This is a genomic window from Rhizobacter sp. P2_G4, assembly GCF_056403575.1.
The window spans coordinates 672879-698725 of the sequence record NZ_JBFUFG010000002.1 but is presented as its reverse complement, the minus strand read 5'-3'; the positions used below and the strand labels follow the sequence as shown (position 1 = coordinate 698725).

Below are 25847 nucleotides of genomic sequence, written 5' to 3'. Positions count from 1 at the left end.
CTACTCGGTCCGCCGCCCGCGTTTCAGGGCATCACCACCAGCTTGATGCCCGGCAGCGTGGTCACACGCGCCTGCTTGCCGACGGCGCTGATGATGCGGTTGGCAAAGTAGCTGTTCTGCGTGTCCGGCTCCAGCGCGGCAATCGCCAGGTTGGCGAAGGGCTGGCTCAGCGGCACGTAGTAGCTGCCGACCGGTGCGTCAAGCAGTGCGGGCGTGGTTTGCACTTCAACCCGCAGCACGCTGCTGCCGGCATCGGCAATGGTGCCGCGCACGTCCTGCCGCGGGCCTTCTTCACGTGAAGTTTCAGTGTAGGTCTCGCCTTGCACCACGCCCACGGCAGCCACCTGCTCCACCCGCACGCCCAGGTTGCGCAGGCGGGCCACTGCATCGCCTTGGTCGGCCGCCAGCCAGTAGCCACACGGCCGGTTGCGCACCTTCAGGTCTTGTAGCGCGAGCGATGAATCCCAGCTCACGGTGACGGGTTTGTCGATGCCGGTGACGGGGTCGATCATCTGCAAGGTGAATTCAGCGGCCGTGGGCCCGGCCTCCACCACCATCTGGCCCTGGCAGGCCTTGGCGCTGACTTCGGCGTCCACGTACTGCCGCAGCTTCACGAGGTCGCCCGCCCGGTCGGCAGCGCTTTGCAACACGCTGGTGATGGCCGTCACATGGGTGTGCACGCGCCGTTTCAGGTGCATGCGGCCGATGCCCACGCCGCGCGTCTCGATCAGGATGCTGACGGCGTTGGCGAGCCCGTTCACGTTGCGGCCGGTGTCGGGCTGCGTGCCGCCCATGGAGAGCTTCTTGTCTGCCAGGTCGGTCGAGGTGGTGTAGTACCACTGCGAAGTCAGGTTCTGCTGCTCAAGGCTCTTCAGCAAAGGCTGCCTGAACCACTCTTCCGACGCCTTGGTCACGAAGGGCGGCATGTTGGCGGTCGTCGCGTACTGCACCAGCGCGTCGTAGCGCTGCAAGGCGCCGAACTTCTGCAGGAAACGGCCAACAACGGTGTATTCGTGGGCATCCACCACCACCACCGGCTGGTAGTCGCGGACCAGTTTCGCCTGGGCCAGTGCCTCGGGGGTCTTGAGCAGCAGGTGGTCGCGGTTGGCATCGATGCCGTTGGCGGTCACGCGCTGGTTAGCCAGCGCGCCGTCTGGGTTGGCGCGCGGCAGGACGACGACGTTGATGCGCTCAAGCAGCGGCTGCAGCCGGCCGCGCGCCAGCTCTTGCGCCAGCACCAGCAGCGCCTCGCTGCCGGCCGGCTCGTCGCCGTGCTGTTGTCCGACCAGCAGCACGGTGGGCCGGCCGCTGCGCACCAGTGCAGCGGGGCTCGCGTCCGGGTTGCGGGTGAAAAGCAAGGCCTCCAGCGGCACACCGTTCTGCGAGCTGCCCACGTTCAGCAGATGCACGCCAGCCGTGCCGTATGTGCCCAGTCCCCGCACCCACGACTGCAGCTCGGCGTTGGTGGTGAAACCGCTTCGGCCATCATCGGAGAACGCCGGCGTGCGGTAGCTCACCGCCGGCTCCGGGAAGCGCGCGGCCACCGCATCGCTGTAGGGTTGCGACGCCGCAGCGACCGGCTGGGGGGCAGGAGCGGCAGGAGCGGCGGGCGGCTGGGCAGGCGTCTGCGGCTGGACCTGAGCCGGCACGCTCGGCGGCGGCGGAGAAGACGGCGGCGTTCCACACGCCACCAAGCCGGCCACGAGGCCAGCCACTCCGATCACCACGGCAGCCCGCCGCTTCAACGGGCTCGCAACAGCTTGGTCCATTCATCTCTCCGCAGGCTTGGAGCACTGACTATAGCCACGCACTGCCGCATTTCGCGCCGCACTGGCCTCGTTTCACGCCGGGGTCCATCGCTTCATCGCACCAGCCTCACCGGCGAGAACTGCACTCGGCACAGTGGCGCCATCGCATTCCAACCCGGAGCCCGCCATGCCGACCGATCTGCCCCTCTCCATGGTCATCTACCAAGTCCTCGCCCACACACCGCCATGGGTATGGGGCATCCTGGCCGCCATCACCTATCTGGGTCTGAAGCAGGCCGCCGACCACGTTGTCACGGCCCGTCGCCTGGCCATCGCGCCGGTGGCCTTGGGCGCGTTCTCGCTGTGGGGCCTGACAAGCGCCTTCGGCCTGCACACCGAGGTACTGGCCGCCTGGGTCATCGGCGTGGCCTTGGCGGTCGCAGCCAACCAGTGGGTCGCCTGGCCGCGCAAGGTGCAGTACGAAGGCGCCGGCCGCTACGCCGTCCAGGGCAGCCTCGTGCCGCTGATGAGCATGTGGTTGGTGTTCGCCGTGCGCTATGCCACCAAGGTGACGCTGGTGCTGCATCACGACTGGGCGCACGGCACGGTGTTCAGCATGGTGATGCCGCTGGTCTACGGTGCGTTGTCGGGCATGTTCCTGGCGCGTTCGCTGCGCATCCTGCGCACGGCGCCTTCGGCCAGCGCGCTGAGCCTGGCCTGAGCCTCACGCCAAGTAGACTGCCCAGCACCATGCCCGTCGAGAAGAACAGCGTCTCCTATTTCCTGCGACACGGCGTCGTCGTCGTGGGGTTCAACACGGTCATCGGAATCGGGCTGGCACTGCGCAACGACGATCCGCTGACCCAGATGGTGTACTCACAGGCCATCGGCCTGTGCATCTGGGCCAGCATCGACTTCGGGCGCCTTCTCTTCAAACAGCGCGATCCGCAGAGCGACTGGCCAGTGGGGTGGCGTCGCGTCGTGCTGATGGTGGTGGGCATCCTCTGCGGCTACGCCCTCGGCACGGCGATCGGTGATCTTTACTGCGGCTGCTCGACCGTCGACAAGCTGTCGCAGTCACTGCGCAAATCCCTGGGCTACCTGTTCCTTGCGCTCACGGCCAGCAGCGCGATCAGCTACTTCTTCTATTCCCGTGGCCGCGGCGAACGGCTGGAACAACTCGTCGCCACCGCCCAGCGCGACGCCGCCGAAAACCAGCTCAAGCTGCTGGCCTCGCAACTTGAGCCGCACATGCTCTTCAACACGCTGGCCAACCTGCGCGTGCTGATCGGCATGGACCCGCCTCGCGCCCAACTGATGCTCGACCACCTGGTCGCCTTCATGCGCTCCACGCTCACCGCATCGCGCAACATGCTGCACCCGCTGTCGGCCGAGTTTGGCCGCATCGACGATTACCTGGCGCTGATGAAGATCCGCATGGGCGACCGGCTGCAGACCCAGGTCGACTTCCCCGAAGCGCTGGGCCCGCTCGCCGTGCCCACGTTGCTGCTGCAGCCGCTGGTCGAGAACGCCATCAAGCACGGCCTGGAGCCGCATCTGGACGGTGGCCGGCTGTTGGTGACGGCGCGCGCAGAAGGCAACGAACTCGTGCTGAGCGTGCGTGACACCGGCGTCGGTCTGTCCAGCGTCGCGAACGACGGCACGCACTTCGGTGTGACGCAGGTACGCGAGCGCCTGTCCACGCTGTATGGCGACGTTGCCTCGCTGGTTCTCGCCACGCCCGACGACGGCGAAGGCGGCACACTCGCCACCGTTCGCATTCCCCTCAACCGAACCGCCTGAGCGCCTGATGCCATGAATGCCACCGCCCTCATCGCCGAAGACGAACCCCTGTTGGCCGCCCACCTGAAGGCCGAACTCGCGCGCCTGTGGCCGGAGTTGTCCATCGTCGCCACGGTGGGCCACGGCGAGGCCGCGGTGAAGAAAGCGCTTGAGCTTCACCCGCAGATCCTGTTCCTGGACATTCGCATGCCTGGCCTGAGCGGACTCGAAGCCGCGCACGCGCTGGCTGAAGACTGGCCTGAAGGCGAGCCTTTGCCGCTGACGGTGTTCGTCACGGCGCACGACGAGTACGCCCTCGAAGCCTTCGACCGCGCAGCCGTCGATTACGTGCTCAAGCCCGTCTCGCCCGAGCGCCTGGCGCAGACCTGCTCTCGCCTGCAAGCTGCCTTGCAGCAGCGCCAGCAACCCCAGCCGGCCGACGGCTCGATCGATGCTGCACTGGCTCAATTGCGCAGCCTGCTCGGGGCCACGGCGGTCAGCAATCAGGGCCCCAAGCTGAGCGTCATCCAGGCCGGCGTGGGTGCGGCGATCCACATGGTCAAGGTCGACGATGTGCTGTATTTCGAGGCCGCCGACAAATACGTGAGACTGGTGACGGCCGAGCGCGAGCACCTCATCCGCATCTCGCTGCGCGAGCTGCTGCCGCAGCTCGACATGCAGCGCTTCTGGCAGATCCACCGCGGCACCGTGGTGCGCGCCGACGCCATTGCTACCGCCGTGCGCGATGAAGCCGGCAAGATCACGCTCACGCTGCGTGGCCATGCCGACAAACTGGGTGTGAGCCGCCTCTACGCGCATCTGTTCAAAGCGATGTGATGCGAGACGACATTCCGGACAGCATCGAAGCGCGTGCCCGGCGCCGGGTGCGCCGCAAGCTGGGGTTCTACAAGCACGCGATCGTGTTCGTGATCGTGAACCTGGCCCTGTTCGCCCTCAGCGAGTTCACGGGTCGGCACTTCAACCGCATGGCATTCATGGGCTGGGGGGTTGCCCTGCTGATCCACGGCGTGCTGGCCGTCGTCAGCCTGCAAAGCGAAGGCCTGCGCGAACGGATGATCCGCCAGGAGATCGAGCGCATGCGGCGAGAGAGTGACAACGAAGCCAAGAAGGAGTAGGCGCCTCCTTGGGGCCACACGGCACGCACATGCATCGGGCCAGACGCACGGCGATTCAGCAGTCGTGTCGGTTGCAACGCACCGCATCGGGCCACAAGAACCTGCGCCGCGCGCGCTTGGCGCGCGTGTGAATCGCATGCTGCGACATTTCACACGTTGAAGAGTCCAATGATCGGAAAACCCGATGGTTTGGCGCAGATCGTGCAAACACACTGCGACTCCACTCCACTCGCTTCTCGCCATGCTCTCCTTACGATCTGCCCTTCTTGCCACATCGCTGGCCGCCACATTCATCCTCGCAGGCTGCAACCGCATCCCCGACACCGTGAAGATCGGTGTCGCCCAACCGATGAGCGGGCCGCTCTCGGCGCTCGGCATCGACATGAAGAACGGCGTTCAACTCGCCATCGATGAACTCAACGCCAGCGGCTTCAAGGTCGACGGCAAGTCGGTCAAGCTCGAAGTCGTGGCCGTCGACGACAAGGCCAACGCCGAAGAGGGCCAGAAGGTCGCGCAGACGCTCGTCGACGCTGGCGTGGTGGCCGTGGTGGGCCATCTCAACTCGGGCGTGAGCATCGCCGCCGCGCCGATCTACGCCAAGCACAACATCGCCCAGCTGGCCATCTCCACCAAACCCGAGTTCACGGAGCTCAACCTGCCGACCACGCTGCGCCTGGTGGCCAACGACGCACTGCAGTCCAAGGCGTTGGGCTCCTACGCCGCCGAGCTGCGCGGCGCGACCAAGTTCGCCGTGGTCGATGACGGCACGCCCTACGGCAAAGGCCTCGCCGACCTGGCCGCCGGACAGATCGTCAAGGCCAAGCGCCTGGTGGCGGTTCGCCAATCGCTGGACGACAAGACCACCGAGTTCGGCGCACTGGTCGAGGCGCTCAAGGCGAACGGCGTGGACGTGTTCGTCACCACGCTGGCCGACTTCCAGGTCGGCGCGCTGATCGAGCAGCTGGTCAAGGCCGGCCTCACCGACATGCAGGTCGTCGGTGGCGACACCATCAAGACTAACAAGATGCCGGGCATGTCACGTGGCATTCGCGCGGTGTACGCCACTTCGCCGATCGTCGAGGCCCGCGAGTTCAACGCCGGGCCGCAGTTCCTGGCCAAGTTCGCCGCCGCCTTCAAGGGCGAGCCGGTGTACGGCGCGCACTACGCCTACGACGCGACCTACGTGCTGGCGGCCGCCATGCAGTGCGCCCGTTCTGTCGACCCCAAGACGCTGACGGCTCAGCTCAAGGTCATCGATGCCTTGGCACCGGTCACCAACAACATGCGCTTCCGCGCCGATGGCGAGCAGAAGTACGGCGTCGTCAGCGTCTACAAGGCCAGCAACGCGGGCGTCTGGGAAGCCATGACGCGCAGCGACAACTGGTAATCCGGCAAGAAAAAGGGGCCGCCAGCGAATGGGCTGGCGGCCCGGGTTTTATCGATCAGGCGTGATGCCCGATCTCAATGGTGATGGCGGCGCGGCTCAGGTTGGCCGCGATCCCAGTGCCCGTCGCCACGGCCGTCATGATGGTCATGGCGGTTGTCGTAGCGGTCATGGTCATGGTCGCGCCCGTGGCCATACCCATAGCCATAGCCGCGCCCCGGCACTGCCCAGCCTGCACGGACCACGGCCGGACCGTAGTAGCGCGGTGCGTACACCGGCTCGGGGCGGTACACCACACGCGGCGCCGGGCGGTACACGACCACCGGGGCTGGCTGCACATAAACCGGGGCGGGTGCGTAGTAAGTAGGCGCAGCCTGGTACACCGGTTCGCTTGCAATCACGGTGCCCACGGGCGGCAGGTTGATGCCGATCGACCATTGCACGTTGGATGCATGGGCGGTGCCCACGCAGACGGTGCCTACGGCAAGCAGTGCGGCGACGATCGAAGATTTGCGGTTGAACATGATGTGCTCTCCTTTTCAAACCGGGCACAAAGTTGGCCGGCTTGAGCACACAACGCGGCAGACCCGCCGCCCGTTCACACCCGCGTAAGTAAGGTGTCGTAAAGCGAATGTTGCTGTACGTAAAGCAGCGCCGTGATGCCGCCCGCAAAAGCGCCGGTCAGCGCCTTCTGCCCTTCTCCAGCATCAGCTCCATCATCGATTGCAGGTCGGCCAGTTCGGTCAGCACTTCGAAGGCAAAGCCCTCGCGGCCTGGCCGGCTGCTCAGCATCCGCTCGCGGAAGAACGCCGGCAGTTCGGCAGGAGTGGCCCACATCGTCGACAGGCGGTTGACGACGTGCGGGTGCCGGCGGGCGGTTTCAAGCGGCTGGTAGCGCGGCGGCAGGCGCTCGAGCCATGCGTGCGCCTCGTTGGTCAAGGCATCGGCCTTTTGCAGCTTGCGCTGAGGGTGGGCCGGTACCAGGCGGGCCGCCGGCTCGTCCAGGAACTGTGACGGAGCGGTCGCCATCCATTGACTTCCCACCGGAGACAAATTCGCGTCGAATGGCAATCGGTTCATGGCGTACTTCTTGAAGTAAGACGAGCGCTTGAGCGATGACTCAAGCTGTTGCCACCATTGTTCGGAATGGCGCCTGGCAGCGATAGGACCCTCCCACCCGCAGGCGTGGGGGGTCTCGTACAAATAGTCACAATTGCCGTGGAAAGCGTCACACCACCCATGACGAAGGCCTCGCGAGGGGTGCGGTCTACAATCGTTTTGCACCCGTTTTTGCCCGCCGTTCTCACCACTTTGCGGATGTCTTCGGCCCCCCACCTCTCGATTTTTTGAAGCGCCTTGCATGAGCGACGACAAAAGCCACACGCCCGCTGAAGACCACAAGCCCAGCAACTTCCTGCGCCAGATCATCGAGCGCGACTTGGCCCAGGGCACTTATGCGAGCCGCCATTTCGCCGGCACGCCGGGCGACGCTGCACATCAGGCCACCGGCCCGCTCGACCCCGCGAAGATCCGCACCCGCTTTCCGCCCGAGCCCAACGGCTACCTGCACATCGGCCACGCCAAGAGCATCTGCCTGAACTTCGGCCTGGCACGCGACTACGCCGGCGTGTGCCACTTGCGCTTCGACGACACCAACCCCGAGAAGGAAGAGCAGGAGTACGTCGACTCCATCCTCGACTCGGTGAAGTGGCTAGGTTTCGATTGGGAGGCCAACGGCAAGAGCCATCTCTACTACGCCAGCAACTACTTCGACTTCATGTACCGCGCGGCAGAAGCGCTCATCGGCGCAGGCCTAGCGTACGTTGACGAACAGAGCGCCGAAGAGATGCGCCACAACCGCGGCGACTTCGCCACGCCGGGCAAGGACAGCCCGTTCCGCAGCCGCACGCCGGCCGAAAACGTGGCCCGCTTTCGCGAAATGCGCGACGGCAAGCACGCCGACGGCGCAATGGTGCTGCGCGCGAAGATCGACATGGCCTCGCCCAACATCAACCTGCGCGATCCGGCCCTCTACCGCATCAAGCGCGCCACGCACCACAACACCGGCGACACCTGGTGCATCTATCCGATGTACACCTACGCGCACCCGATCGAGGACGCGCTGGAGAACATCACCCACAGCATCTGCACGCTCGAGTTCGAAGACCAGCGCCCGTTCTACGACTGGCTGCTCGACCAGCTTTGCACGCTCGGCCTGCTGGCCCAGCCGCGGCCGCACCAGTACGAGTTCGCGCGGCTCAACATCACCTACATCATTACCAGCAAGCGCAAGCTCAAGCAGCTGGTGGACGAGAAGCATGTGAACGGTTGGGACGACCCGCGCATGCCCACCATCGTCGGCCTGCGCCGGCGTGGCTACACGCCAGAGAGCCTGCAGCTGCTGGCGGAGCGTAGCGGCGTCAGCAAGGCCGGCGGATGGATCGACTACAGCTCGCTCGATATCGCGTTGCGCGATGACCTCGACCCCAAGGCGCCGCGCGCCTGCGTCGTGCTGGACCCGCTCAAGCTCAAGCTCACGAACTTTGCCGAAGTCTTCGGCAGCGACACGCATCAAGAGCCCTGCCACGCCCCCATCCACCCCAGCCACCATGAGCGCGGTCAACGCGATTTCGTGCTGACGAACGAGCTGTGGATCGAGCGTGAAGACTTCATGGAAGTGCCTGCCAAGGGCTACCACCGCCTCTACCCCGGCAACAAGACGCGCCTGAAGTACGGCTACGTGATCGAGTGCACCGGCTGCGAAAAAGACGCATCGGGCCAGGTCACCGCGGTGCTGGCCAAGCTAGTCGCGGACACCAAGAGCGGCACGCCCGGTGCCGATGCGGTGAAGGTGAAGGGCGTGGTCACCTGGGTCAGCGTGAGCACCGGCATGGCCGCCGAAGTGCGTCTGTACGACCGCCTGTTCACCGAGGCCCAGCCCGATGCGGGCGGCCGCGACTTCCTCAGCGTGCTCAACCCGAACAGCAAGAAGGTCGTCACGGCGTATGTCGAACCCAGCCTGGCCTCAGCCAAGGCGGACGACAAGTTTCAGTTCGAGCGCCACGGCTACTTCGTGGCCGATCGGCACGACCATGCGGCAGGCAAGTTGGTGTTCAATCGCACCACGACGCTGAAAGACACCTGGACCAAATAAGTCCAGGGTCTTTGATTCACATCGGTGGTGTGAAACCGTTGCGGCCGGCCAGTGCTCGAAGCGCGGTCGGCTGGCCATTGCGAAGCTGGGCCGTCACCAGCATCTTGGCCCCCGGCACGATCAGCGAGCGGTCGGCCGGCTTGAAGGTGACCACCGGCGCGTTGGCGGCCACGGCGACGGTCTGTTCGCCGCCCTTGTAGCGCAGCTTCAGCGTGCGGCCTTGCGGCGTGCTGGCCACGTCGCCCACGGTCGCGTTGGTCATCATGCTGCCTGGCTGCAGGTCCCACGGATAGTGGCCTTCTCCTGACCCGCGTGCTGCTTCGGGAAAGACCAGCACCTCCAGCGCCTGCAAGCTGCCGTCGAGCTGCGGCGACGAGGCGATTCCCACGTAGCTGTTGGGCTGGATGGCGCTCAGCTCGATGGGCAGCACCTCGCTGACACTGAAGTTGTCGGCCAGCACGAGCGAAATCACTTCGCCGCTGCGCTCCTTCACCACCAGCTTGGTGCCGTCGAAGCTTTCTACCGTCGCGCGCAGACGCTGTGTCGCGGTGGCGGCCGCCGGCGCCGATGCTGGCGTCTGCGCCAGAACTGCTGTGCAGAACAAGGCCAACGCGGTAGTGAACAGTTTCTTCAAGGCAATCTCCAGGATGGGTACACGGCGTGTACGCGCGAGGCACGGGTTCTACTCCCGCACTCGCTTGCCAGTCCGGCCTCAGGTGAATGCCCCTTCCGGGCAATCGATCAGGCGTCTGAGCGCGTGCGCTTCTTCTTTTTGAGCGCGCGCTCGGCCTCGAGCACCTGCCCGGCAGTCAGCCACACGGCGAACTCATCGGGCGTTTCGAGCGTGACGCGCCCGAGATTGCCCGCCCGGAAGTCATAGACCACGACCTCGGCCGCCTTCTGCAGGTTGATGCGCCCGCCGCTTTGCAGCGCACCACGCTTGCGACCAATCTCGGAGAGCAAGGCCTCGTCGCCCAGTTCAGCCACAGCGTCGAGCTTGTAGCGGTCGATCAACGCTTGCGGGTAGTGGAGCTTGAGGTAAGCCAGCAATTCGAGCGCCACCTCTTCCTCGTTGAACGCATTGCGCCCCACGGCGCCGCTGGCCGCGAGGTTGTAGCCACTCTTCTCGACGATGATGCGCGGCCACAGCATGCCTGGCGTGTCGAACAGATAGAAGTCGCTCGCCAGCACGATGCGCTGCTCGACCTTGGTGATGCCGGCCTCGTCGCCCGTCTTGGTGGCACGCTTGCCAGTGAGCGTGTTGATCAGCGTGGATTTGCCCACGTTAGGGATGCCGCAGATCAGCACCCGCAGAGGTTTGGCCATGCCACCGCGCAGCGGCGCGAGCGCGCGGCAGGCGTCGATCAAACGCTGCGCAGGCGCTGTCTCCGACGCGTCGAGCCCGATGGCGCGCGTGGCCGGCAGGCCGTTGTAGTGCGCAAGCCAATCGGCCGTGCGCCCCGGATCAGCCAGGTCTTGCTTGTTGAGCAGCTTGAGCTTGGGTTTGCTGCCGGTCAGCTCGGCGAGCAAGGGGTTGGCGCTGGAGCCCGGCAGGCGAGCGTCAAGCAGTTCGATCACCACGTCGATCTCTTTGATGCGCTCGGCAATCGCCTGGCGCGTCAGGTGCATGTGACCGGGAAACCATTGAATGGCCAATGCGAAACCTCAGAGCTTGCGAAACGCACTCACCACCGCAGCGGGCGTGAGATCGGCATCGCTTGCCACCACAGGCGGCATCGACAACAGCAGCAGGCCGTTCTGCAGCACGCGGCGCTTGTCTGGCCCGCCCTGCTGCATTTGCGCACCCGCGAGGCTGCGGCAGGCGCTGGGCGACTCGCAGCTGAACAAGGTGGCAGACAACTCGTTGCCGGCGGGGGAACTTGCGGAAGAGGCCGGGCCCATGCCTGTCACAGAGAACAAGGCAGCGCTCGTGACACCAGCGGGCAATGCGGCAGATGCTGCTGCGGCCATGCGTGTGACCGTGTGGTTCACGCCGACCGAGCGCAGGGCCACCGAGAACGCTTCGACGGAATCAACTGTCGGCGCCGAAGCAGCAGGTTCGGCGGCTGAAGCGGCCGCGGCCACTACGGCGGAAGCAGATTGCGCCGCCGAGGCCGGCCTCACAGGGGCCGCGGCGTGTTCACCTGCGGATGCGGCCACACCAGCGGGCGCAGCCACAGCAAGCGACTTCTCGAATTCAGCCGATTGCGCGTCCAGCAGGGGGATGACGATCAGCCAGATGCTCGCCAGAAGAAGCAGGCTGAAAACGAGGTTGGCGACGAACGGCCGGGTGACCGACAGTTCATCGTCGCCACGGTGACGCAAGAAGGTGTAGAGGGCGCCGGGAAATCCGATGACCAACGTGACGACGGCCAACGCTGTGTTGGACCGTCCGACTCGAATCGACAACCAGATCTGGGAGACGAGCGCGAGGCCCAACGCCAGGAAGAACAAACCCATGTGCACCGCCATCCATGATCACAATGCGGCGCCGCTGCCGCGGCGTGATTGTGTCAGAGGGGCGCGGGTCGCCCGATCAGATCAGTGCAGGTCGCTCAGCTGGACGGCGGGAGGAGAGTATTCACGTCCGACCACGGCCCGTGCATACAGGTAGTTGTGCCGCGCGCGCTCGCTGAGCGAGTCGAGCTGCACATGCCCACCTGCGTCGCAAGGAAAGGTCAAGGCTCGCCCCTCGTGGAAGAGGGACTGGAAGCGCAACTCATAAGCCGCGCTCTTCAAGGAACCAAATTCGGTGTTCATGGCAACGATCTCCTGCTGCTCTACCGCAATGACAACGTGAAACGAAGCTTATGAGTTGACAGGGTGCCTGTCCCTAAGCCTTCACCTCTGTGCGATGTCGCAAAGAGGATGGGACAACTGTAGGAATTCATCTGACACGTTTCATGTGACTAAGGGCAATTCGGACGCCCCTCATTCATGGTGGTGTCAGGCTGACACCCGGTAAATCGACGGCACGAAGGCCCTCACGGCCAGGCGAAGAAACCGTGGCTTCAGAACTCCGAGCCGGGCCCGGGCTGGCTGTCCCCGGCCACGAGCGTGTTGCCCATGCCCAGGAGTTCGCGGGCGCGCTGCAGGTTGAGCAACTGCTCCCGGCTGCGGCGGCTATGGACACGGTCGCGTTCGACCTCCCACACCAGCTTGATCAGCTCTTTGTAGGTCATCGCGCCGCGGACCCGGCCGACCGCGAAGGTGGAGAAGAGGATCGAATCGCGACGCAAGGTGTCGAGGAGCAGATCGCGAACGTATTGCAGGCGCTGCTCGTCGGTCATGCTCGGTGCCGGGCGGGCGTGGTCGGCCACCTTGAACGGCGTCTCGCGCACCTGCTGCATCCAGTCGGGCACACGCGGCGTGTCCGAAATGACCACTTCGGGTTCGACATAGCGCGCGGGAGCTGCGGCGCGGGTCGGAACGACCGCCGACGGTCGGGCGGGCGCCGCAGGCACGGGCAACGCGGCGATGGAGGCCACTTCGACCACGGGCAGGATTCGCGTGGCCATCTGAACCTCGGCGACCCGTGCAACCGGCTCGTCTTCGAATTCGTCGTCGAACCTGCCGTCGGCCACGGTGTCGGGGCCGTAGTCGGCTTCGGGCTCCAACTCGCCCATTGGCGTCAATGGGGCATCGCCAAACACGTCGAGTTCAACACTCGTCAGCCGCGGGGTATCCAACGCGCCCGGAATGGTTTCGACAGGCTCGGGCGCCGCGATCTCGTTCGGGATCTCGACCAGCCCCATGCGCACCAACTCTTCGAAGTGCGTCGTGTGGGCTCCGGCCTTGTGCGCCATGCCCAGCACGTCACCCAAGGGCCGGCGGCCGTCCACCAGCAGCAACACGGTGCGAAAACGCTGCCCCAGGCCACGCGTGCGGTGGCGCAGTTCGTCCACGCCGAGTGGTGTCTTGATGGGGGCGATGTGGTTTGGCATCAGGCTAAGGCAAGCACACGATTGTCGCGCGACGGTAACCCGGTTGGTAACCGCCCACTGAGCGACTGCAACCGGTTATCCGACGACGCGTGCGGCTTCAGTTGCCTCTTTTCTTCGGCACCCGGGCCTGTTTGCTTGAGCGATCGGGGGCCGCCTCTTGTTTCTTCTTGTGACGTCAACGCTGGCTGCGCGCCTTGCGGCCGTCGATCTCCGAGAGCTGCTGCTTGAGCAGAAGCATCAACACGCGCGCCGTTTCTTCGCTGAAGCTCAGCGTGGTGCTGGGGCTGTCTTCGCCGCGGGCGTTGATGGGCAATACCAATGCGTCGATGCGGGCTTCGACGAGGCCGTTGCGGTTGCCCATGGCTTTGACTTTTTGAAGTTCGATCTGGAAGGTCTTCACAGGGCCTCCTGGCAATGAAAGCCGTCAGGGTACTGCAACGCTCGCACGCGGCCTTATCAGCATGAACAGAACGAGGCCCGCCAGCAGCCAGCCGAGCACCGGCGCCCAGGCCAATGCCGTCTGCGCCGCCGGGGCTTTCTGCCATTCCATCGCGACCACCGCCAACCTGCCGAGCGCAGCGAGGGCCAGAACCGAGGACAAGGCGCCACCGAAGCGCCCTTCCCGCCCGGTGTGACCCAGCGCCAGCGCCGCGGAGAACCCGCTCACCAGCAAGCAGGCCCAAGCGGCACCCGCCACCAGCTGCGCCGTGACGAGTTGCGACAGGTCGGTGGCCTGCTGCGCACCGAGCGAAGCTGCTGCGGCGGCCACGCCGGCAGCGGCCATCACGCGCCAGGCTCCCAGCCGCCGCGCGGCCCAGCCGGCGGGCAACAACGCAAGGTTGAATCCCACCCAGAACGATGGCGCCAACCACGGCAGATCGGCCGGGCTCGCGAAGCGCAGGTACCACCGCGGGCTGTTGAGGGCCGTGTGCAGCTGGAAAGCCACCGCAGCCAGAACAACCGCGATCAGGAAGCCGCTGGCTGCAGAAGCCCCCCTTGGCCCAGAACTCGCAGGTTGCGGCTTAGGGCCTGCTGCAGGCCGAGCGACCAACGCTCGCTCCGCCGCCACGATGCCGCCGGTCGCCAGTACCAAGGCGACACTCGACAGCAGGAAAGGCCAGCGCGGGTCGACTTCGCGCAGCGCCACGCTCACATAGGGCCCGATCGCGGCGGCCAACCCCAGGCCGAGCATGGACAGACTGATCAGCCAGGGCTGCTGCGGCTTGGCCGCGTGCCGCCCGATCAAGGTGAGCGGCGGTGCCCGCAAGGCCGACGACGTGATCGACCACAGCACCACGAGCCCCAGGAACAAGGGCGCCGAGCCCGAAGGCGCCACCATGGGCAGTAACAGGAACGCCGCGCACGACAGCACCGTGACCGCTAACACCGCGCGGCCCAGCCGCCCGACCACACGCACCGCGCGGTCGCTCGCTACGCCCATGGCGTAGTCGGCCAGCACGAAGATGAGCTGGTCGAGCATCAGCACGTAGATCACCGCGTTGCGCGGAATGCCCACCTGCGCTGCCAGTTGCGGCAGGAAGATCACATACACCGTCCACGACAGCGCAAAGAAGAACTGGATGACCGCGAGGTAGACGCCGACGTTCATGTCGACACCCCGCCTGCCGAGCAGGGTGGGCGCTTGTCCGCAGGAGTCGGCTCTCGCTGTGAGCGGCCCATCGCGGCGGCCTCGGGGCTGGCTTGCACTTGGTCAATCGAGCTTGATGCCCGCCTCTTTGATCACTCGCGCATTCGCCTCGTATTCGTGCTGCACCTGCGCGGTGAATTGCTCGATGCTGCCGGTGCTCACCAGGTTGTCGAGCTTGGCCAGGCGGTCTTGCAAGTCCTTGTCGGCCAGCACCTTGTTGACTTCGATGTTGAGCCGCTTCAGCACCTCGGGTGGCGTGCGCGCCGGTGCGAAGATGCCGAACACCGAGCTGAGGTTGGCATCGGCCTGGCCCAGCTCAATGAAGGTCGGCGCATCAGGGAACGCCGTCAGCCGCTGCGGTGCCGCCACGGCCAGCACCCGCAGCTTGCCCTGTGCGATGAGCCCGTTCGTCGCCGGGCCCGGGTTGATGGTGAAGAGCTCGAACTGCCCACCCACGGCGTCGTTGATCACCTGGCTGCTGCCTTTGTACGGAATGTGGTTGAACTTCACGTTCGACTTGCGGCTGATCTGCTCGAGCATCACGTGCCCCACGCTGCCCATGCCCGACGTGGCCACGTTGAGCTTGCCCGGTTGTGCCTTCGACTGCGCAATCACGTCGGCAAAGCTCTTGCCATTGAAGGCCGGAGTGGCGACGAAGTAGACCGGCGAGTACATCACCGAAGCCACCGGAACCACATCTTTCAGCGGCTCGTACGGCATGCGCTGAAAGTGAGGGTTGAGCGTCAGCGGGCTGATCGCCGAGAAGGCGAAGGTGTGGCCATCGGTCGCCTTGGCCACCGTGTCCATGCCGGTGGTGCCGCTCGCGCCGGGCCGGTTCTCCACCACCACCGCCTGGCCCAGCGCAGGTGCCAGGCGTTCTGCCAACAAACGTGCGACGGCGTCGCTGATGCCGCCCGGCGCATACGGCACGACGATGCGCACAGGCTTGCTCGGCCAGGCTTGTGCGAAACACGCGGACGCGATGGCCCACAGGCCCGCAACAACCAAGATACGTCGGAGTTGGTTCATGAGAATGGGAACGGGGTCGCTTGACGAAAAGCGCCAGCATAGCCGCGCAATGCCACCGGTCGCGCGGGGTGCATTGATCGTGGGTAGCATCACGGCCCATGAACCTCATCTACGTCGCCGACGCCATGTGCTCGTGGTGCTATGGCTTTGCCAAGCCCCTGGATCAACTGCTGAACGAGCCCGGCGACGCCGCGCCGCTGCAGCTTGCTCTCGTGATGGGTGGCCTGCGGCCCTTCACCACCGACACGATGACGCCTGCCCGTGCCGACGAGCTGCTGGGCCACTGGCATCACGTCGCCGAGGCCAGCGGCCAGCCCTTTGCGCCGGCGCCCCACGGTGCGCTGCACGCGCCGGGCTTCATCTACGACACCGAGCCAGCGGCTCGTGCCACCGTAACGGTGCGCACGCACTGGCCGCGCCTGGTGTGGCGCTACTTCAAGGCCGTGCAGGCGGCGTTCTATGCCGAAGGCCGCGACGTCACGCAGCCTGAAGTGCTGGCCGATGTCGCGCATGCGCTGGGCATTCCGCGCGGCGATTTCGCCAAGGCTTTTGCGTCGCAAGAAATGCGCGATGCCACGCTGGCCGACTTCCAGCAGACACAGAGCTGGGGCATTCGCGGCTTCCCCGCGCTGATCGCCGAGCATGGCGACCACCTGCATCTGGTGGGTCGAGGCTACATGCCGATCGATGCACTGCGCGAGCAACTCGCCGCGGCGGGGAACGCTCACCACCACTGATCCGGCCCGCCCGCGCGCGGGACTTTCCCTGACAGCCACCCGCGTCGCTGTGAAGCTATGCTGCGCGCCTAACCTGTCGGGAGAACCTCCATGAAACGCCGCACCCTGTTGCAAGCCGGTGGCAGTGCCGCCCTGCTGCCCCAGTTCAGCTTCGCGCAAGACAAGTACCCCAGCAAGCTGATCACCTGGATCTGCCCCTACGGCGCCGGCGGCAATGCCGACAGTCGTTCACGCCAGGTCGCCAAGGCCATGCAGGCGGTACTGGGCCAGACCATCATCATCGACAACAAGGCCGGCGCTGGCGGCAACATCGGCACCGAGGCCATCGCCAAGGCCAAGCCCGACGGCTACACCATCGGCATGGGCAACTTCGCCCCGCTGGCTGTCAACCACGCGCTGTTCAAGAAGCTCAATTTCGACCCGTTCAACGACGTCGTTCCCATCATGCTGATCGAGCGCGGGCCGCTGGTGCTGATGGTGCGAACCGAGTCGCCCTACAAGACGGTGAAAGACATCGTCGCCGCGGCCAAGGCCTCACCCGGCAAGCTGAGCTACGCCTCGGGCGGCACCGGCGGCACCCACCACCTGAGCGGCGCGCTGTTCGAGAGCGTGGCCGGCATCGACATGATCCACTCGCCCTACCGCAGCGGCGCCGCCGGCGCCACCGACCTGATGGGCGGCCAGGTCGACATGATGTTCGAGCAGATGTACGCCGCGGCGCCCTCGATCAAGGGCGGGCGGCTGCGCGGCATTGCCATCACCAGCAGGACGCGGTCGTCGCTGTTCCCTGACCTTCCGACCATGGCCGAAGCGGGCTTCCCGGGGGTCGAGGTGCTCAACTGGCAAGGCATCGTCGGCCCTAAGGGCCTGTCGGCCGACATCGTCAAGACGCTCAACGCCGCCGGCAACAAGGCACTGCAAGACGCTGCCGTGCGCGAAGCCATCATCGGCCAGGGCAACGAGGTGATGGGCGGCACGCCCGAGTCCTTCGCCGCGCTGATCAAGGCCGAAGCGCCGCGCTGGGGCAAGGTGGTGAAGGACGCGAAGATCGAACCGGAGTGATTGTTGGCCCCCCAGTCGCTGCGCTCCTGCCCCCCCAGGGGCGCCGCCCAGCGGCCCGGCAAAGCCGGTTCCGCGGGCGTTGCTCGATGGGCACGTCGCTCCGCTCGTGCGATCAGGCGAACTCAGGCACCAGGTGGGTTGACGCAGCAAGCGCCTCGCGCAGCCAGCGGGCGATCTCGCGGGGGTCGTTGACGGTGCGCAGCTCTGCATAAGCAGCCTGGGCCTCGGGGTAGTGGCGGCGCAGGTAGTTGAGCCACTGCTTCAGGCGGCCGCCGCACTGCCGCGCTTCCAGGCGACTGCACACCAGCTCCCAGAAGGCCTGCATCAGCGGCAGGATCTCGTTCCACGGCACGGTGTGCCCGGGCGAGACGATGGACAGCGCCAGGCCGGGGTTGCTGACCATGCCTCGGCCCAGCATGAGAACGTCGCAGCCCGAGACCTCCCGGCAACGCCGTGCGTCGTCGGCATTCCATATCTCGCCGTTGGCGATCACCGGGATCGTGAGCGCCTCGCGAATCTCCTGGATGCGGTCCCAGTACGCCGGCGGCTTGTAGCCATCGGCCCGCGTGCGCGCATGCACCACCAGTTCTTCGGCACCGCCACTTTGCAGCGCGAGCGCACAGTCGAGCGCGAGTGATGCATCGTTGAAGCCCAGCCGCATCTTGGCCGACACCGTCACCTCGGCGGGCACCGCGCGGCGCACGGCCGAGATCAGGCGGTTGAGCAACGGCGGGTCCACCAGCAAGGCCGCGCCGCCGCCGTGGCGGTTGACCACCTTGGCCGGGCAGCCGAAGTTGAGGTCGATGCCAGCGGCCCCAAGTGCGGCCAGCTTGGCCGCGTTCTCCGCCAGGCAGGCCGCATCCGACCCCATCAACTGCCCACGCACCGGCACACCGGCGGGCGTGCATCCGCCATTGAGCAGCTCCGGCATCACGCGCACGAACGCGCGATCGGGCAGCAAGGTGCCGGTGACGCGTATGAACTCCGACACACAACGGTCGATGCCACCCACGCGCGTGAGGATGTCGCGCAAGGTGTAGTCGAGCAGGCCTTCCATAGGGGCGAGGAGGAGCGTCATGGCGCCCGAAGTGTAAGGAACCTCGCTAGGGCGACGCTGTGCAACTTTCGATGAGTTGGCCTCGTTAAACTGCCCACGCCCCATCAACCAGGCCTTTTGCCGAGCCCATGGACCCCGCAGAGACGCGCTTAACCCAGTTGTCCCTTCAGATCGGCATGGCAGGCATGCAGGCTGCGAAGGCCTACCAAGAGGCCCAGAACGCCTTGAACCTCGAGCAGGTGTTGACGCCGCAGCGCTTCGCGCACAGCGATGGCGTGCGCCAGTCACTGGCGACGCTCAGTGAACTGTCTCGGCTGAACGCAGCCCACAAGGAGATGTTCACTCGCTTCATCACGAACGCCGTTGAACAGATGACGACCGCCTTGGCGGAGCTTCCCGCCGAGCGGGCCAGGGAACATCAAGAGGGCGTCGTCCGTTCGATCAACTGGAATCTCGACGCCCAAAGCAGGTTCTATCGCCAGCGAGAAGAATGGATCAGCACGGCATCCGCCCTGTGCCACCTAGTCGAAAAGAACCGCGAATCGATCACTGTCGAAGACGACGCGCTGATGTTCAACGACGACGATCTCCTCGAACGCTTCACCCAGCTCGCTTCCAAGGTCGATGAGCTTCATCGCTTGGAAGTGGCCCAGCAGAGCGAGCGCATGGCTCGGCTGGGCGCCTCGCTCACCACGCTGGGTTTCGTGCAGAAATAGGCGCCTGCCATCGCAGGCGCCACGCCCGCCTCAGATCACAGCCCCAGGCAATTGGCGTAGTAAGTCACCGTGCCGGGCCAGTCGGAGAACATGCCGCTGATGCCCACTTGGCGGGCGAGCACGTCGAGCGCCTTGTACATGTCGCTGTCTTTCTTGATCGCCTTGCCTTCGGGGTCGAACTGGTAGTAGCTGCCGGCGCCCGCTGCGCCCTTGGTCAGGTTCACCCGTTCGAAGGACCACGCCACGATCTTGAAGCCGGCGGCCTTGATGTCGAGCGCGTACTGCGAGGGCACGATGTTGTTCTGGCTGTCCAGCGCAAGCAGCGCCCACATCGGCGGCGAGATGGTCGTCACGCCCTGGTTGCGCAGCTCGGCAAGGCGTGCGACGGACATGCGCGGGATTGGCGGGTTGCTCGCCGGCTCGATCGGGTCAAGGTACAGCGCCTGCTTGCCGAACGCGTAGTCGTTCTTCAGCCAATAGAGTACGTCGTCGATGTTGAAGGACTGCGCGTAGACCTTGCGCGGGTCGACGCCGGCTTCGCGGTAGGTGTCGATCAGCTTCTGCGCATAGGCCTCCTGGCTACCGAAGACGGCGCGGATGCGTGCCGGGTCGCCGGACTTCAGCTCGGGGGTCTGGCTCAGGCCCCACTGCTTGACCATCTGGATGTGCTCCTTCAGCGTCACCACGTTGCCGGCCGGGCGGCCGGTGTAGAGGTCGGTGCGCCAGCTGGCCGTGCCGCCGAGATAACCCGCCGCCGTGGTCGCGCTGGGATTGCTCGCGTCCATCTTGGCCCGCAGCGTCTTGAACTGCGGGAGCGTGATGTCGCTGGTGCAGCACTTGGGCGCAGGGCCGCCGGCAACCCACGGCACTGTGCACGACTGGTTCAGTGGCGTCGCGACGATGTCGGTGGTGGTGTGCAGGTCGCACTCCGAATGGCGGCAGACGAGTTCGCCGTCTTTCGTGAAGCTCACGTCGCACTCGATGATGCCGGCGCCCATGCGGTGAGCGGCCGAGTAAGACTCCTTCGAGTGCTCGGGGAACTCCAGCGGCGCACCGCGGTGGCTGATGGAGAACTTGCTCTGGTAGAACGGGCCGGCCTCGCACTGCTCGAGCTTGCGCTTCAGCGGGCCTTCGTCCATGCCTTCGACAAGGTAGAACGGCCGCGGGCCGACCTGCACGTTGAAGTCGCCGCGCCGAGCGTGGTACGGGCCGGCATCGCCGCGCCGGTCGTCGTCACCGCGCCGGTCATCACCGGCATGCGCGCACGCGACGGTCATCAGCAGCCCGGAGGCCATCAGCGCGAGAGCGCCGATCCGTTGGAACACTTGTCTCATGGTCTCTCTCCTCGTTGTTGTCGATCGTCACGATGGTCGGCGCGGATGCTGACAGTTTCATGAAACGCAGGCGCGCGCCGCATCGTGATCTCATCGCCGGGTGCAGGCAACACAACCATTCCGTCGCGAAGGTCTTATGCTCGCCGGTCCAATGGTCTTGCCCATGCCACCGCCGTCGGCGCCCAGACATGAACCCCGTCACCCTTCAAGCCCTCGAGGCCTTCCCGCAGCGACTGCAGGCGCACTACGCGGCCATTCCCGCTGAGTTCAAGCACTGGGCACCGCCGTCGTGGGAAGGAGTTCCCAGTGAAGCGCTGACCGCCATCGAACAGGTCTGCCATGTGCGCGACATCGAGATCGACGGCTACCACCTGCGCTTTCAGCGCACGCTCACTGAGCACCACCCCACGCTGGCATCCATCGACACCGATGCATTGGCGAAGGAGCGCGCCTACGACCAGGCCAATGCTGACGAGGCCATGGCCACGTTTCGCGAAGCCCGAAAGAAGACGGTGGCCCTGATCGCCGGCCTCACCGAAGCGCAACTCGACCGCAGCGCCGTCTTCGAGGGCTACGGCCCGTTGTCGATGCGCAGCCTGGTGCACTACCTGTGCAGCCACGACCAGCAGCACCTGGCCGGCCTGCAGTGGCTGCTCGGCAAGATCGAGGCGTCACGCGTGGGTGTGTGAGGCGCATCTGAATCGACGGAGACACGCATGCAAACCGAACGCGAGATTGAGGCCGAACTCGATCGCCTGACCAACGAGTTCTTCCGTGCCGTGTCGTTCGAGCCCGATGGCGTGCCGCCCTACGACAACATCTACGCACTCTTCATCGAGTCGGGCCTGCTCATCAAGAACACTGGCACCACGCCCGAGGTTTCGGGCATTCGCGCGTTCATCGAGCCACGCCAGGCCATGGTGCGCAGCGGCGAGCTCACCCGCTTTCGCGAAACCGAACTTAGCGCCACAACCCAGATCTTCGGCAACGTGGCGCAGCGCTTCAGCGCCTATGCGAAGGACGGCACGATGAAGGGCGCACCCTTCGAAGCACGCGGCATGATCTCCACCCAGTTCGTCAAGACACCCTCGGGCTGGAAGATGAGCGCCATGGCCTGGGACGACGAACGCCCCGGCCTGTCACTGCCCAGCGGCAAACCATGAACGACTTGTCGTCGTCTTGCGCGCTGTTCGACACCGCCGTGGGCCGCTGCGGCATCGCCTGGAGCGCGACCGCGATCACCGCATTCCAGCTTCCCGAGGCCAGCGATGCCGGCACGCTGCGCCGCATGTCGGGCAGTGGCTCGCTCCTGCCGCAGGCCGAGCCGCCGGCGTGGGTGCAGGACGTGATCGACCGCGTGGTCGCGCTGCTGCGCGGCGAGCGTGTCGACCTGCGCGACGTGCCGCTCGATTTCGAAGGCATCGCACCCTTCGAACGGCGCGTCTACGAAGCATCGCGCCAGATATTGGCGGGGCACACGCGCACCTACGGTGAGCTCGCCACCGCGCTCGGCGAGCCGGTCACGGCATCCCGCGCCGTGGGCCGTGCGCTGGGTGCCAACCCGTTCGCCGTCATCGTGCCCTGCCACCGCGTGCTGGCCGCCGGCGGCAAGGCTGGTGGCTTCTCGGCCGGCGGCGGCGTCACGACCAAGCTGAAGATCCTGCTGATCGAGCAGGCGCAGATCGGCAACGAACCCAGCCTGTTCTAGGCGCAGGATGCGGCGCTGTAGCATCAGCGCCTTTGCCAACAACCCACGGAGTTATTCAGTGAGAACCACTTTGCTGCGCACTGTCGCGCTCGCCTCGGTCACCGCCCTCGCCTTGCCGCTGGCCCATGCGCAGGCGGACGCTGCCTCTGCCGCGGCCAAGGAAGCCGGTGCCGTGGTCACGCCCAGCGGGCTCGTCTACCGCTCACTGAAAGACGGCAAGGGCGCGAGCCCCACGGCGGCCGACACCGTGAAAGTGCACTACCGCGGCACCTTTCCCGACGGCAAGGAGTTCGACAGCTCCTACAAGCGCGGCGAGCCGATCGAGTTCCCGCTCAACGGCGTGATCAAGTGCTGGACCGAAGGCGTGCAGAAGATGAAGGTTGGCGGCAAGGCCAAGCTCACCTGCCCGTCGTCTATCGCCTACGGCGAGCGCGGTGCCGGCGGCGGCGTGATTCCGCCGAACGCCACGCTGCAGTTCGAAGTGGAACTGCTGGGCATCGCCAAGCGCTGATTCAGGGTTTGATGGAAGACGACGTGGGGCCCGCGCTGAACAGCGCCGGGTGCTCACGGGCGTAAAAGCCAGCCGCTTCGTCGTGCGGCATGTCGAGGAACCGGCGCTCGTGCTGGCGCGAAACCGCCCCACGCGCTTGGCCACCCACATCGAGCCGCCGAGCGACCCGACGAGCATGCCGACAGACAGTCCCGCTTCGCACGCGCCGAGCCATGCGCCCGACAAGCCCAGCGACTGCACCTTCAGCGGCACCAGCATGCCGATGCCCGGCACGAAGAAGATCATCACAAGGAAGGACACGAAGGTCCAGCCGCGCTCCGTCGGGATCTTCCATTTGGCCGCCAGGCCAGCGCGCAGATCGTGCATCCACTGAGCTGCCGACCGCACTGAAGCATCGCGCGGCGGCACCACCACGCGCCACGCGAGCAGACACGCCACCGTGAGGAACGCTGCATTGACCCACAAGGCCGTCGCTGTGCCGGACGCTGCCAGGATGGCGCCGGCCACCACCGGCCCGATCAACCGGCCCACCGCCTGCGCACTCCGCTGGTAGCCCAGGCCTTCGGTCAGGTGCTCGGCCGGCAAGAGCTCGGCAACGATGCTGAACGAGACCGGCATGATCACCGCCCGGGCCACCGTGTCGATCACGCCCAGCGCGACGATCCACTCGATGCGATAGAACTCCGCCTGCGCCATGCCGGCCTGCAGCAGGCTCTCCAGCAGCATCGCGGCAAGGCCCACCGTCATCAGCGTTCGCTTGGAATGGCGGTCGCCCAGCGGAGACAGCAAAGGCAGCGCAAAGAACGACACCGCCGCCAGCGTCGCCGCGTAGATCGCGAGGTGGCCTGCGCCGCCCTGGTGGGCGATGCGCCAGGGCAGCACGACGTGGTTCACCATCATCGACAGCAGCATCAGCACGTCGCTCGCCAGCAGCGAGCGGAACGGGCGACCCAACCGGGCCAGGCCCGGCGCCACAACGTCGATCACCGCCGACCTTAAGAGACCAGCGCCCGCGGCTGCGAAGGCGCAGCGTCCAGTGGCTCGTCGTCATCGGCCTCTTCGCCGAGGAACCCGCCGCTCTGGTGGGCCCATAGCCGCGCATACAAGCCACCCTGCGCGAGTAGGCTGCGGTGGTCGCCTTCTTCGACGATGCGGCCCTTGTCGAGCACCACCAGGCGGTCCATCGCGGCGATGGTGCTCAGGCGGTGCGCAATCGCAACCACCGTCTTGCCTTCCATCAGCCGGTACAGGCTGGCCTGGATCGCGGCCTCGACCTCGGAGTCGAGCGCGCTGGTTGCTTCGTCGAGCAGCAGGATGGGCGCGTCCTTCAGCATCACCCGTGCGATGGCGATGCGCTGACGCTGGCCGCCCGAGAGCTTGACGCCGCGTTCGCCCACGTGGGCGTCGTAGCCCTTGCGGCCCTTGGCGTCGGCCAGGCCCTGGATGAAATCATGCGCCTCGGCCCGCTTGGCGGCGACCACCATCTCGGCTTCCGCCGCATCGGGGCGGCCGTAGAGGATGTTGTCGCGCACCGAGCGGTGCAGCAGCGAGGTGTCTTGCGTGACCATGCCGATCTGAGCGCGCAGACTGTCCTGCGTCACATGTGCGATGTCCTGCCCGTCGATCAGCACGCGGCCCTGCGCGACGTCGTGAAAGCGCAGCAGCAGGTTTACGATGGTCGACTTGCCCGCACCCGATCGCCCGACCAGGCCGATCTTTTCGCCCTGGCGGATGTGCAGCGAGAACCTGTCGATGACGAGGCTGGCTTCGGGCCCGGTGGCACCGTAGGCAAAACCCACCTGCTCGAACTTCACTTCGCCTTGCGTCACGACGAGCGGCTTGGCATCGGGCTCGTCGAGCACGGTCTGCGCGCGCGACAGCGTGGTCATGCCGTCCTGCACGGTACCGATGTGCTCGAACAGCGAGGCCATCTCCCACATCATCCAGTGCGAAATGCCGTTCAGCCGCAAGGCCATGGCCGTGGCGGCCGCCACGGCGCCCACGCCCACCTGCCCTTGCGTCCACAGCCACAGCGACGCTCCCGTGGTGCTGATGATCAGCATCACCGACAGCACGTGGTTCACCGTTTCGAAAACCGTGACCAGGCGCATCTGCGTGCGCACCGTGACGAGAAACTCTTCCATCGCGCTGCGTGCGTAGCCCGCCTCGCGTCCGGCGTGAGAGAAGAGCTTGACGGTGGCGATGTTGGTGTAGGCGTCGGTGATGCGACCCGTCATCAGTGAGCGCGCATCGGCCTGCTGTTGCGCCACCGCGCCCATGCGCGGCACGAAGTAATACAGCGCGCCGGCGTAGAGCACCAGCCAGCCCAGAACCGGCAGCAGCATCCACAAGGCAAAGCCGCCCAGCACCGCCAGCAGCGTGACGAAGTAGATGACGACGAAGACCGCCAGGTCGGCAACGATGAACCACGCATCGCGCACGGCCAATGCCGTCTGCATGACCTTGGCCGCCACACGGCCAGCGAACTCGTCCTGGTAGAAGCTCATGCTCTGGCTGAGCATCAGGCGATGGAAGTTCCAGCGCAGCAGCATCGGGAAGTTGCCGCCCAGCGAAAGGTGCTTCAGCGAGGTCTGCAGGCCGACCATCACGATGCTCGCCACCAGCAACGCAAGCAGCCACAACAGCGAGGTGCGCTCCTGCGCCCACAGCTGTGAAGGCGCCACCTTGGCCAGCCAGTCGACGATGCGGCCCATCATGCTGAACAGCCACGCCTCGAACGCGCCGATGCCTGCCGACAGCAAGGTCATGGCCACGAGATAGCTGCGCAAACCGCGCGTGCCGGCCCACAGGAAGGCGAGGAATGACCTGGGTGGCTGTGTCGGCTCAGCGGCTGGAAACGGATGCACCAGCCCTTCGAAAAATCGGAACAAGAAAGC

Annotated in this window: 27 protein-coding genes and 1 pseudogene; 13 read left to right on the top strand and 15 right to left on the bottom strand. The window is 65.9% G+C overall.

Annotation, left to right across the window (positions count from 1 at the left end; all coding sequences use genetic code 11):
• Positions 1-23 precede the first annotated feature (23 nt).
• Complete coding sequence (locus tag AC1DYS_RS09710) at positions 24-1769, bottom strand: M14 family metallopeptidase (RefSeq protein ID WP_477898411.1); 1746 nt, start codon at positions 1767-1769, stop codon at positions 24-26.
• Between the two features lie 166 nt (positions 1770-1935).
• On the opposite strand from AC1DYS_RS09710, the gene AC1DYS_RS09705 reads away from it, so the two are divergent.
• The 5 genes from AC1DYS_RS09705 (at position 1936) to AC1DYS_RS09685 (ending at position 6053) form a co-directional block, all read left to right on the top strand.
• On the top strand, positions 1936-2469 hold the full coding sequence (locus tag AC1DYS_RS09705; RefSeq protein ID WP_477898409.1) for a DUF6622 family protein: 534 nt from the start codon (positions 1936-1938) through the stop codon (positions 2467-2469).
• 29 nt (positions 2470-2498) lie between these two features.
• Complete coding sequence (locus AC1DYS_RS09700; RefSeq protein WP_477898407.1) at positions 2499-3551, top strand: sensor histidine kinase; 1053 nt, start codon at positions 2499-2501, stop codon at positions 3549-3551.
• Between the two features lie 12 nt (positions 3552-3563).
• Positions 3564-4367, top strand: coding sequence for a LytR/AlgR family response regulator transcription factor (locus tag AC1DYS_RS09695; RefSeq protein ID WP_477898405.1), 804 nt, complete (start codon positions 3564-3566; stop codon positions 4365-4367).
• Positions 4367-4666 carry a 2TM domain-containing protein gene (locus AC1DYS_RS09690; RefSeq protein ID WP_477898403.1) on the top strand — a complete coding sequence of 100 codons (300 nt, stop codon included), beginning with the start codon at positions 4367-4369 and terminating at the stop codon, positions 4664-4666. The genes AC1DYS_RS09695 and AC1DYS_RS09690 overlap by 1 nt, the downstream gene beginning before the upstream one ends.
• 241 nt (positions 4667-4907) lie before the next feature.
• Positions 4908-6053, top strand: coding sequence for a branched-chain amino acid ABC transporter substrate-binding protein (locus AC1DYS_RS09685; RefSeq protein WP_477898401.1), 1146 nt, complete (start codon positions 4908-4910; stop codon positions 6051-6053).
• A 74-nt stretch (positions 6054-6127) separates the two neighbouring features.
• Here the strand turns inward: AC1DYS_RS09685 and AC1DYS_RS09680 are convergent, their stop codons facing one another.
• Together AC1DYS_RS09680 and AC1DYS_RS09675 are read right to left on the bottom strand one after the other, a co-directional pair.
• Entirely contained in the window at positions 6128-6574 is a 447-nt protein-coding gene (locus AC1DYS_RS09680; RefSeq protein ID WP_477898399.1) for a hypothetical protein, read from the bottom strand.
• Positions 6575-6731: 157 nt separating this feature from the next.
• Entirely contained in the window at positions 6732-7130 is a 399-nt protein-coding gene (locus AC1DYS_RS09675) for a flagellar biosynthesis protein FlhF (RefSeq protein WP_477898397.1), read from the bottom strand.
• A 280-nt stretch (positions 7131-7410) separates the two neighbouring features.
• Here AC1DYS_RS09675 and AC1DYS_RS09670 point away from each other — a divergent pair, with 280 nt between their 5' ends.
• The gene (locus AC1DYS_RS09670; RefSeq protein WP_477898395.1) at positions 7411-9204 is read left to right on the top strand and encodes a glutamine--tRNA ligase/YqeY domain fusion protein; all 1794 of its coding nucleotides are present in this window, start codon (positions 7411-7413) and stop codon (positions 9202-9204) included.
• A 16-nt stretch (positions 9205-9220) separates the two neighbouring features.
• On the opposite strand, the gene AC1DYS_RS09665 is transcribed toward AC1DYS_RS09670, so the two are convergent.
• The 8 genes from AC1DYS_RS09665 to AC1DYS_RS09630 all read right to left on the bottom strand — a co-directional run bounded on the left by AC1DYS_RS09665 (position 9221) and on the right by AC1DYS_RS09630 (position 15825).
• The gene (locus tag AC1DYS_RS09665) at positions 9221-9838 is read right to left on the bottom strand and encodes a hypothetical protein (protein ID WP_477898393.1); all 618 of its coding nucleotides are present in this window, start codon (positions 9836-9838) and stop codon (positions 9221-9223) included.
• Positions 9839-9945: 107 nt separating this feature from the next.
• Positions 9946-10860, bottom strand: a complete 915-nt coding sequence (gene ylqF, locus AC1DYS_RS09660) for a ribosome biogenesis GTPase YlqF (RefSeq protein ID WP_477898391.1) — start codon at positions 10858-10860, stop codon at positions 9946-9948.
• A 9-nt stretch (positions 10861-10869) separates the two neighbouring features.
• Complete coding sequence (locus AC1DYS_RS09655) at positions 10870-11664, bottom strand: hypothetical protein (RefSeq protein ID WP_477898389.1); 795 nt, start codon at positions 11662-11664, stop codon at positions 10870-10872.
• 81 nt (positions 11665-11745) lie between these two features.
• Entirely contained in the window at positions 11746-11964 is a 219-nt protein-coding gene (locus tag AC1DYS_RS09650) for a hypothetical protein (protein WP_047485114.1), read from the bottom strand.
• Positions 11965-12215: 251 nt separating this feature from the next.
• Positions 12216-13148, bottom strand: a complete 933-nt coding sequence (locus tag AC1DYS_RS09645) for a hypothetical protein (RefSeq protein WP_477898387.1) — start codon at positions 13146-13148, stop codon at positions 12216-12218.
• Between the two features lie 175 nt (positions 13149-13323).
• Positions 13324-13548: a hypothetical protein gene (locus tag AC1DYS_RS09640; protein ID WP_477898385.1), complete on the bottom strand. Its 225-nt coding sequence runs from the start codon at positions 13546-13548 to the stop codon at positions 13324-13326.
• A 24-nt stretch (positions 13549-13572) separates the two neighbouring features.
• On the bottom strand, positions 13573-14757 hold the full coding sequence (locus AC1DYS_RS09635; protein WP_477898383.1) for an MFS transporter: 1185 nt from the start codon (positions 14755-14757) through the stop codon (positions 13573-13575).
• Between the two features lie 102 nt (positions 14758-14859).
• Positions 14860-15825, bottom strand: a complete 966-nt coding sequence (locus AC1DYS_RS09630) for a Bug family tripartite tricarboxylate transporter substrate binding protein (RefSeq protein ID WP_477898381.1) — start codon at positions 15823-15825, stop codon at positions 14860-14862.
• Between the two features lie 98 nt (positions 15826-15923).
• Here AC1DYS_RS09630 and AC1DYS_RS09625 point away from each other — a divergent pair, with 98 nt between their 5' ends.
• Positions 15924-16562 carry a DsbA family protein gene (locus AC1DYS_RS09625; protein WP_477898379.1) on the top strand — a complete coding sequence of 213 codons (639 nt, stop codon included), beginning with the start codon at positions 15924-15926 and terminating at the stop codon, positions 16560-16562.
• Positions 16563-16652: 90 nt separating this feature from the next.
• Positions 16653-17624 (top strand): Bug family tripartite tricarboxylate transporter substrate binding protein, encoded by a 972-nt coding sequence (locus tag AC1DYS_RS09620; protein WP_477898377.1) that lies wholly within the window; start codon positions 16653-16655, stop codon positions 17622-17624.
• Between the two features lie 112 nt (positions 17625-17736).
• Here AC1DYS_RS09620 and AC1DYS_RS09615 read toward each other — a convergent pair whose 3' ends face one another.
• A complete protein-coding gene (locus AC1DYS_RS09615) occupies positions 17737-18702 on the bottom strand; it encodes a tRNA dihydrouridine synthase (protein WP_477898375.1) in 966 nt (321 codons plus the stop codon).
• Positions 18703-18923: 221 nt separating this feature from the next.
• On the opposite strand from AC1DYS_RS09615, the gene AC1DYS_RS09610 reads away from it, so the two are divergent.
• A complete protein-coding gene (locus tag AC1DYS_RS09610; RefSeq protein ID WP_477898373.1) occupies positions 18924-19397 on the top strand; it encodes a BAR domain-containing protein in 474 nt (157 codons plus the stop codon).
• Positions 19398-19432: 35 nt separating this feature from the next.
• On the opposite strand, the gene AC1DYS_RS09605 is transcribed toward AC1DYS_RS09610, so the two are convergent.
• Positions 19433-20731 carry a glycerophosphodiester phosphodiesterase family protein gene (locus tag AC1DYS_RS09605; RefSeq protein ID WP_477898371.1) on the bottom strand — a complete coding sequence of 433 codons (1299 nt, stop codon included), beginning with the start codon at positions 20729-20731 and terminating at the stop codon, positions 19433-19435.
• Between the two features lie 188 nt (positions 20732-20919).
• Between AC1DYS_RS09605 and AC1DYS_RS09600 the strand changes: the two genes are divergently transcribed.
• Genes AC1DYS_RS09600 through AC1DYS_RS09585 form a run of 4 tightly spaced genes read left to right on the top strand, consistent with a single transcriptional unit; the run spans position 20920 to position 22950 of the window.
• Positions 20920-21420: a DinB family protein gene (locus tag AC1DYS_RS09600; protein WP_477898369.1), complete on the top strand. Its 501-nt coding sequence runs from the start codon at positions 20920-20922 to the stop codon at positions 21418-21420.
• A 27-nt stretch (positions 21421-21447) separates the two neighbouring features.
• Positions 21448-21894, top strand: a complete 447-nt coding sequence (locus AC1DYS_RS09595) for a hypothetical protein (RefSeq protein WP_477898367.1) — start codon at positions 21448-21450, stop codon at positions 21892-21894.
• Positions 21891-22439 (top strand): methylated-DNA--[protein]-cysteine S-methyltransferase, encoded by a 549-nt coding sequence (locus tag AC1DYS_RS09590; protein WP_477898365.1) that lies wholly within the window; start codon positions 21891-21893, stop codon positions 22437-22439. The genes AC1DYS_RS09595 and AC1DYS_RS09590 overlap by 4 nt, the downstream gene beginning before the upstream one ends.
• 7 nt (positions 22440-22446) lie before the next feature.
• A complete protein-coding gene (locus AC1DYS_RS09585) occupies positions 22447-22950 on the top strand; it encodes an FKBP-type peptidyl-prolyl cis-trans isomerase (protein ID WP_477898363.1) in 504 nt (167 codons plus the stop codon).
• 123 nt (positions 22951-23073) lie between these two features.
• On the opposite strand, the pseudogene AC1DYS_RS09580 reads toward AC1DYS_RS09585, so the two are convergent.
• A pseudogene (locus AC1DYS_RS09580) lies at positions 23074-23925 on the bottom strand (MFS transporter); the annotation flags it as partial.
• A 20-nt stretch (positions 23926-23945) separates the two neighbouring features.
• A complete protein-coding gene (locus tag AC1DYS_RS09575; protein WP_477898361.1) occupies positions 23946-25841 on the bottom strand; it encodes an ABC transporter ATP-binding protein in 1896 nt (631 codons plus the stop codon).
• Positions 25842-25847: the final 6 nt, after the last annotated feature.

Coding starts and splice junctions, on each gene's coding strand:
- AC1DYS_RS09595 (WP_477898367.1), top strand. CDS start 21,448: ATGCAAACCGAACGCGAGATTGAGGCCGAACTCGATCGCCTGACCAAC.
- AC1DYS_RS09590 (WP_477898365.1), top strand. CDS start 21,891: ATGAACGACTTGTCGTCGTCTTGCGCGCTGTTCGACACCGCCGTGGGC.
- AC1DYS_RS09630 (WP_477898381.1), bottom strand. CDS start 15,825: ATGAACCAACTCCGACGTATCTTGGTTGTTGCGGGCCTGTGGGCCATC.
- AC1DYS_RS09680 (WP_477898399.1), bottom strand. CDS start 6,574: ATGTTCAACCGCAAATCTTCGATCGTCGCCGCACTGCTTGCCGTAGGC.
- AC1DYS_RS09600 (WP_477898369.1), top strand. CDS start 20,920: ATGAACCCCGTCACCCTTCAAGCCCTCGAGGCCTTCCCGCAGCGACTG.
- AC1DYS_RS09675 (WP_477898397.1), bottom strand. CDS start 7,130: ATGAACCGATTGCCATTCGACGCGAATTTGTCTCCGGTGGGAAGTCAA.
- AC1DYS_RS09605 (WP_477898371.1), bottom strand. CDS start 20,731: ATGAGACAAGTGTTCCAACGGATCGGCGCTCTCGCGCTGATGGCCTCC.
- AC1DYS_RS09650 (WP_047485114.1), bottom strand. CDS start 11,964: ATGAACACCGAATTTGGTTCCTTGAAGAGCGCGGCTTATGAGTTGCGC.
- AC1DYS_RS09625 (WP_477898379.1), top strand. CDS start 15,924: ATGAACCTCATCTACGTCGCCGACGCCATGTGCTCGTGGTGCTATGGC.
- AC1DYS_RS09695 (WP_477898405.1), top strand. CDS start 3,564: ATGAATGCCACCGCCCTCATCGCCGAAGACGAACCCCTGTTGGCCGCC.
- AC1DYS_RS09645 (WP_477898387.1), bottom strand. CDS start 13,148: ATGCCAAACCACATCGCCCCCATCAAGACACCACTCGGCGTGGACGAA.
- AC1DYS_RS09615 (WP_477898375.1), bottom strand. CDS start 18,702: ATGACGCTCCTCCTCGCCCCTATGGAAGGCCTGCTCGACTACACCTTG.
- AC1DYS_RS09705 (WP_477898409.1), top strand. CDS start 1,936: ATGCCGACCGATCTGCCCCTCTCCATGGTCATCTACCAAGTCCTCGCC.
- AC1DYS_RS09620 (WP_477898377.1), top strand. CDS start 16,653: ATGAAACGCCGCACCCTGTTGCAAGCCGGTGGCAGTGCCGCCCTGCTG.
- AC1DYS_RS09690 (WP_477898403.1), top strand. CDS start 4,367: ATGCGAGACGACATTCCGGACAGCATCGAAGCGCGTGCCCGGCGCCGG.
- AC1DYS_RS09710 (WP_477898411.1), bottom strand. CDS start 1,769: ATGGACCAAGCTGTTGCGAGCCCGTTGAAGCGGCGGGCTGCCGTGGTG.
- AC1DYS_RS09700 (WP_477898407.1), top strand. CDS start 2,499: ATGCCCGTCGAGAAGAACAGCGTCTCCTATTTCCTGCGACACGGCGTC.
- AC1DYS_RS09685 (WP_477898401.1), top strand. CDS start 4,908: ATGCTCTCCTTACGATCTGCCCTTCTTGCCACATCGCTGGCCGCCACA.
- AC1DYS_RS09635 (WP_477898383.1), bottom strand. CDS start 14,757: ATGAACGTCGGCGTCTACCTCGCGGTCATCCAGTTCTTCTTTGCGCTG.
- AC1DYS_RS09655 (WP_477898389.1), bottom strand. CDS start 11,664: ATGGGTTTGTTCTTCCTGGCGTTGGGCCTCGCGCTCGTCTCCCAGATC.
- AC1DYS_RS09670 (WP_477898395.1), top strand. CDS start 7,411: ATGAGCGACGACAAAAGCCACACGCCCGCTGAAGACCACAAGCCCAGC.
- AC1DYS_RS09585 (WP_477898363.1), top strand. CDS start 22,447: ATGCGGCGCTGTAGCATCAGCGCCTTTGCCAACAACCCACGGAGTTAT.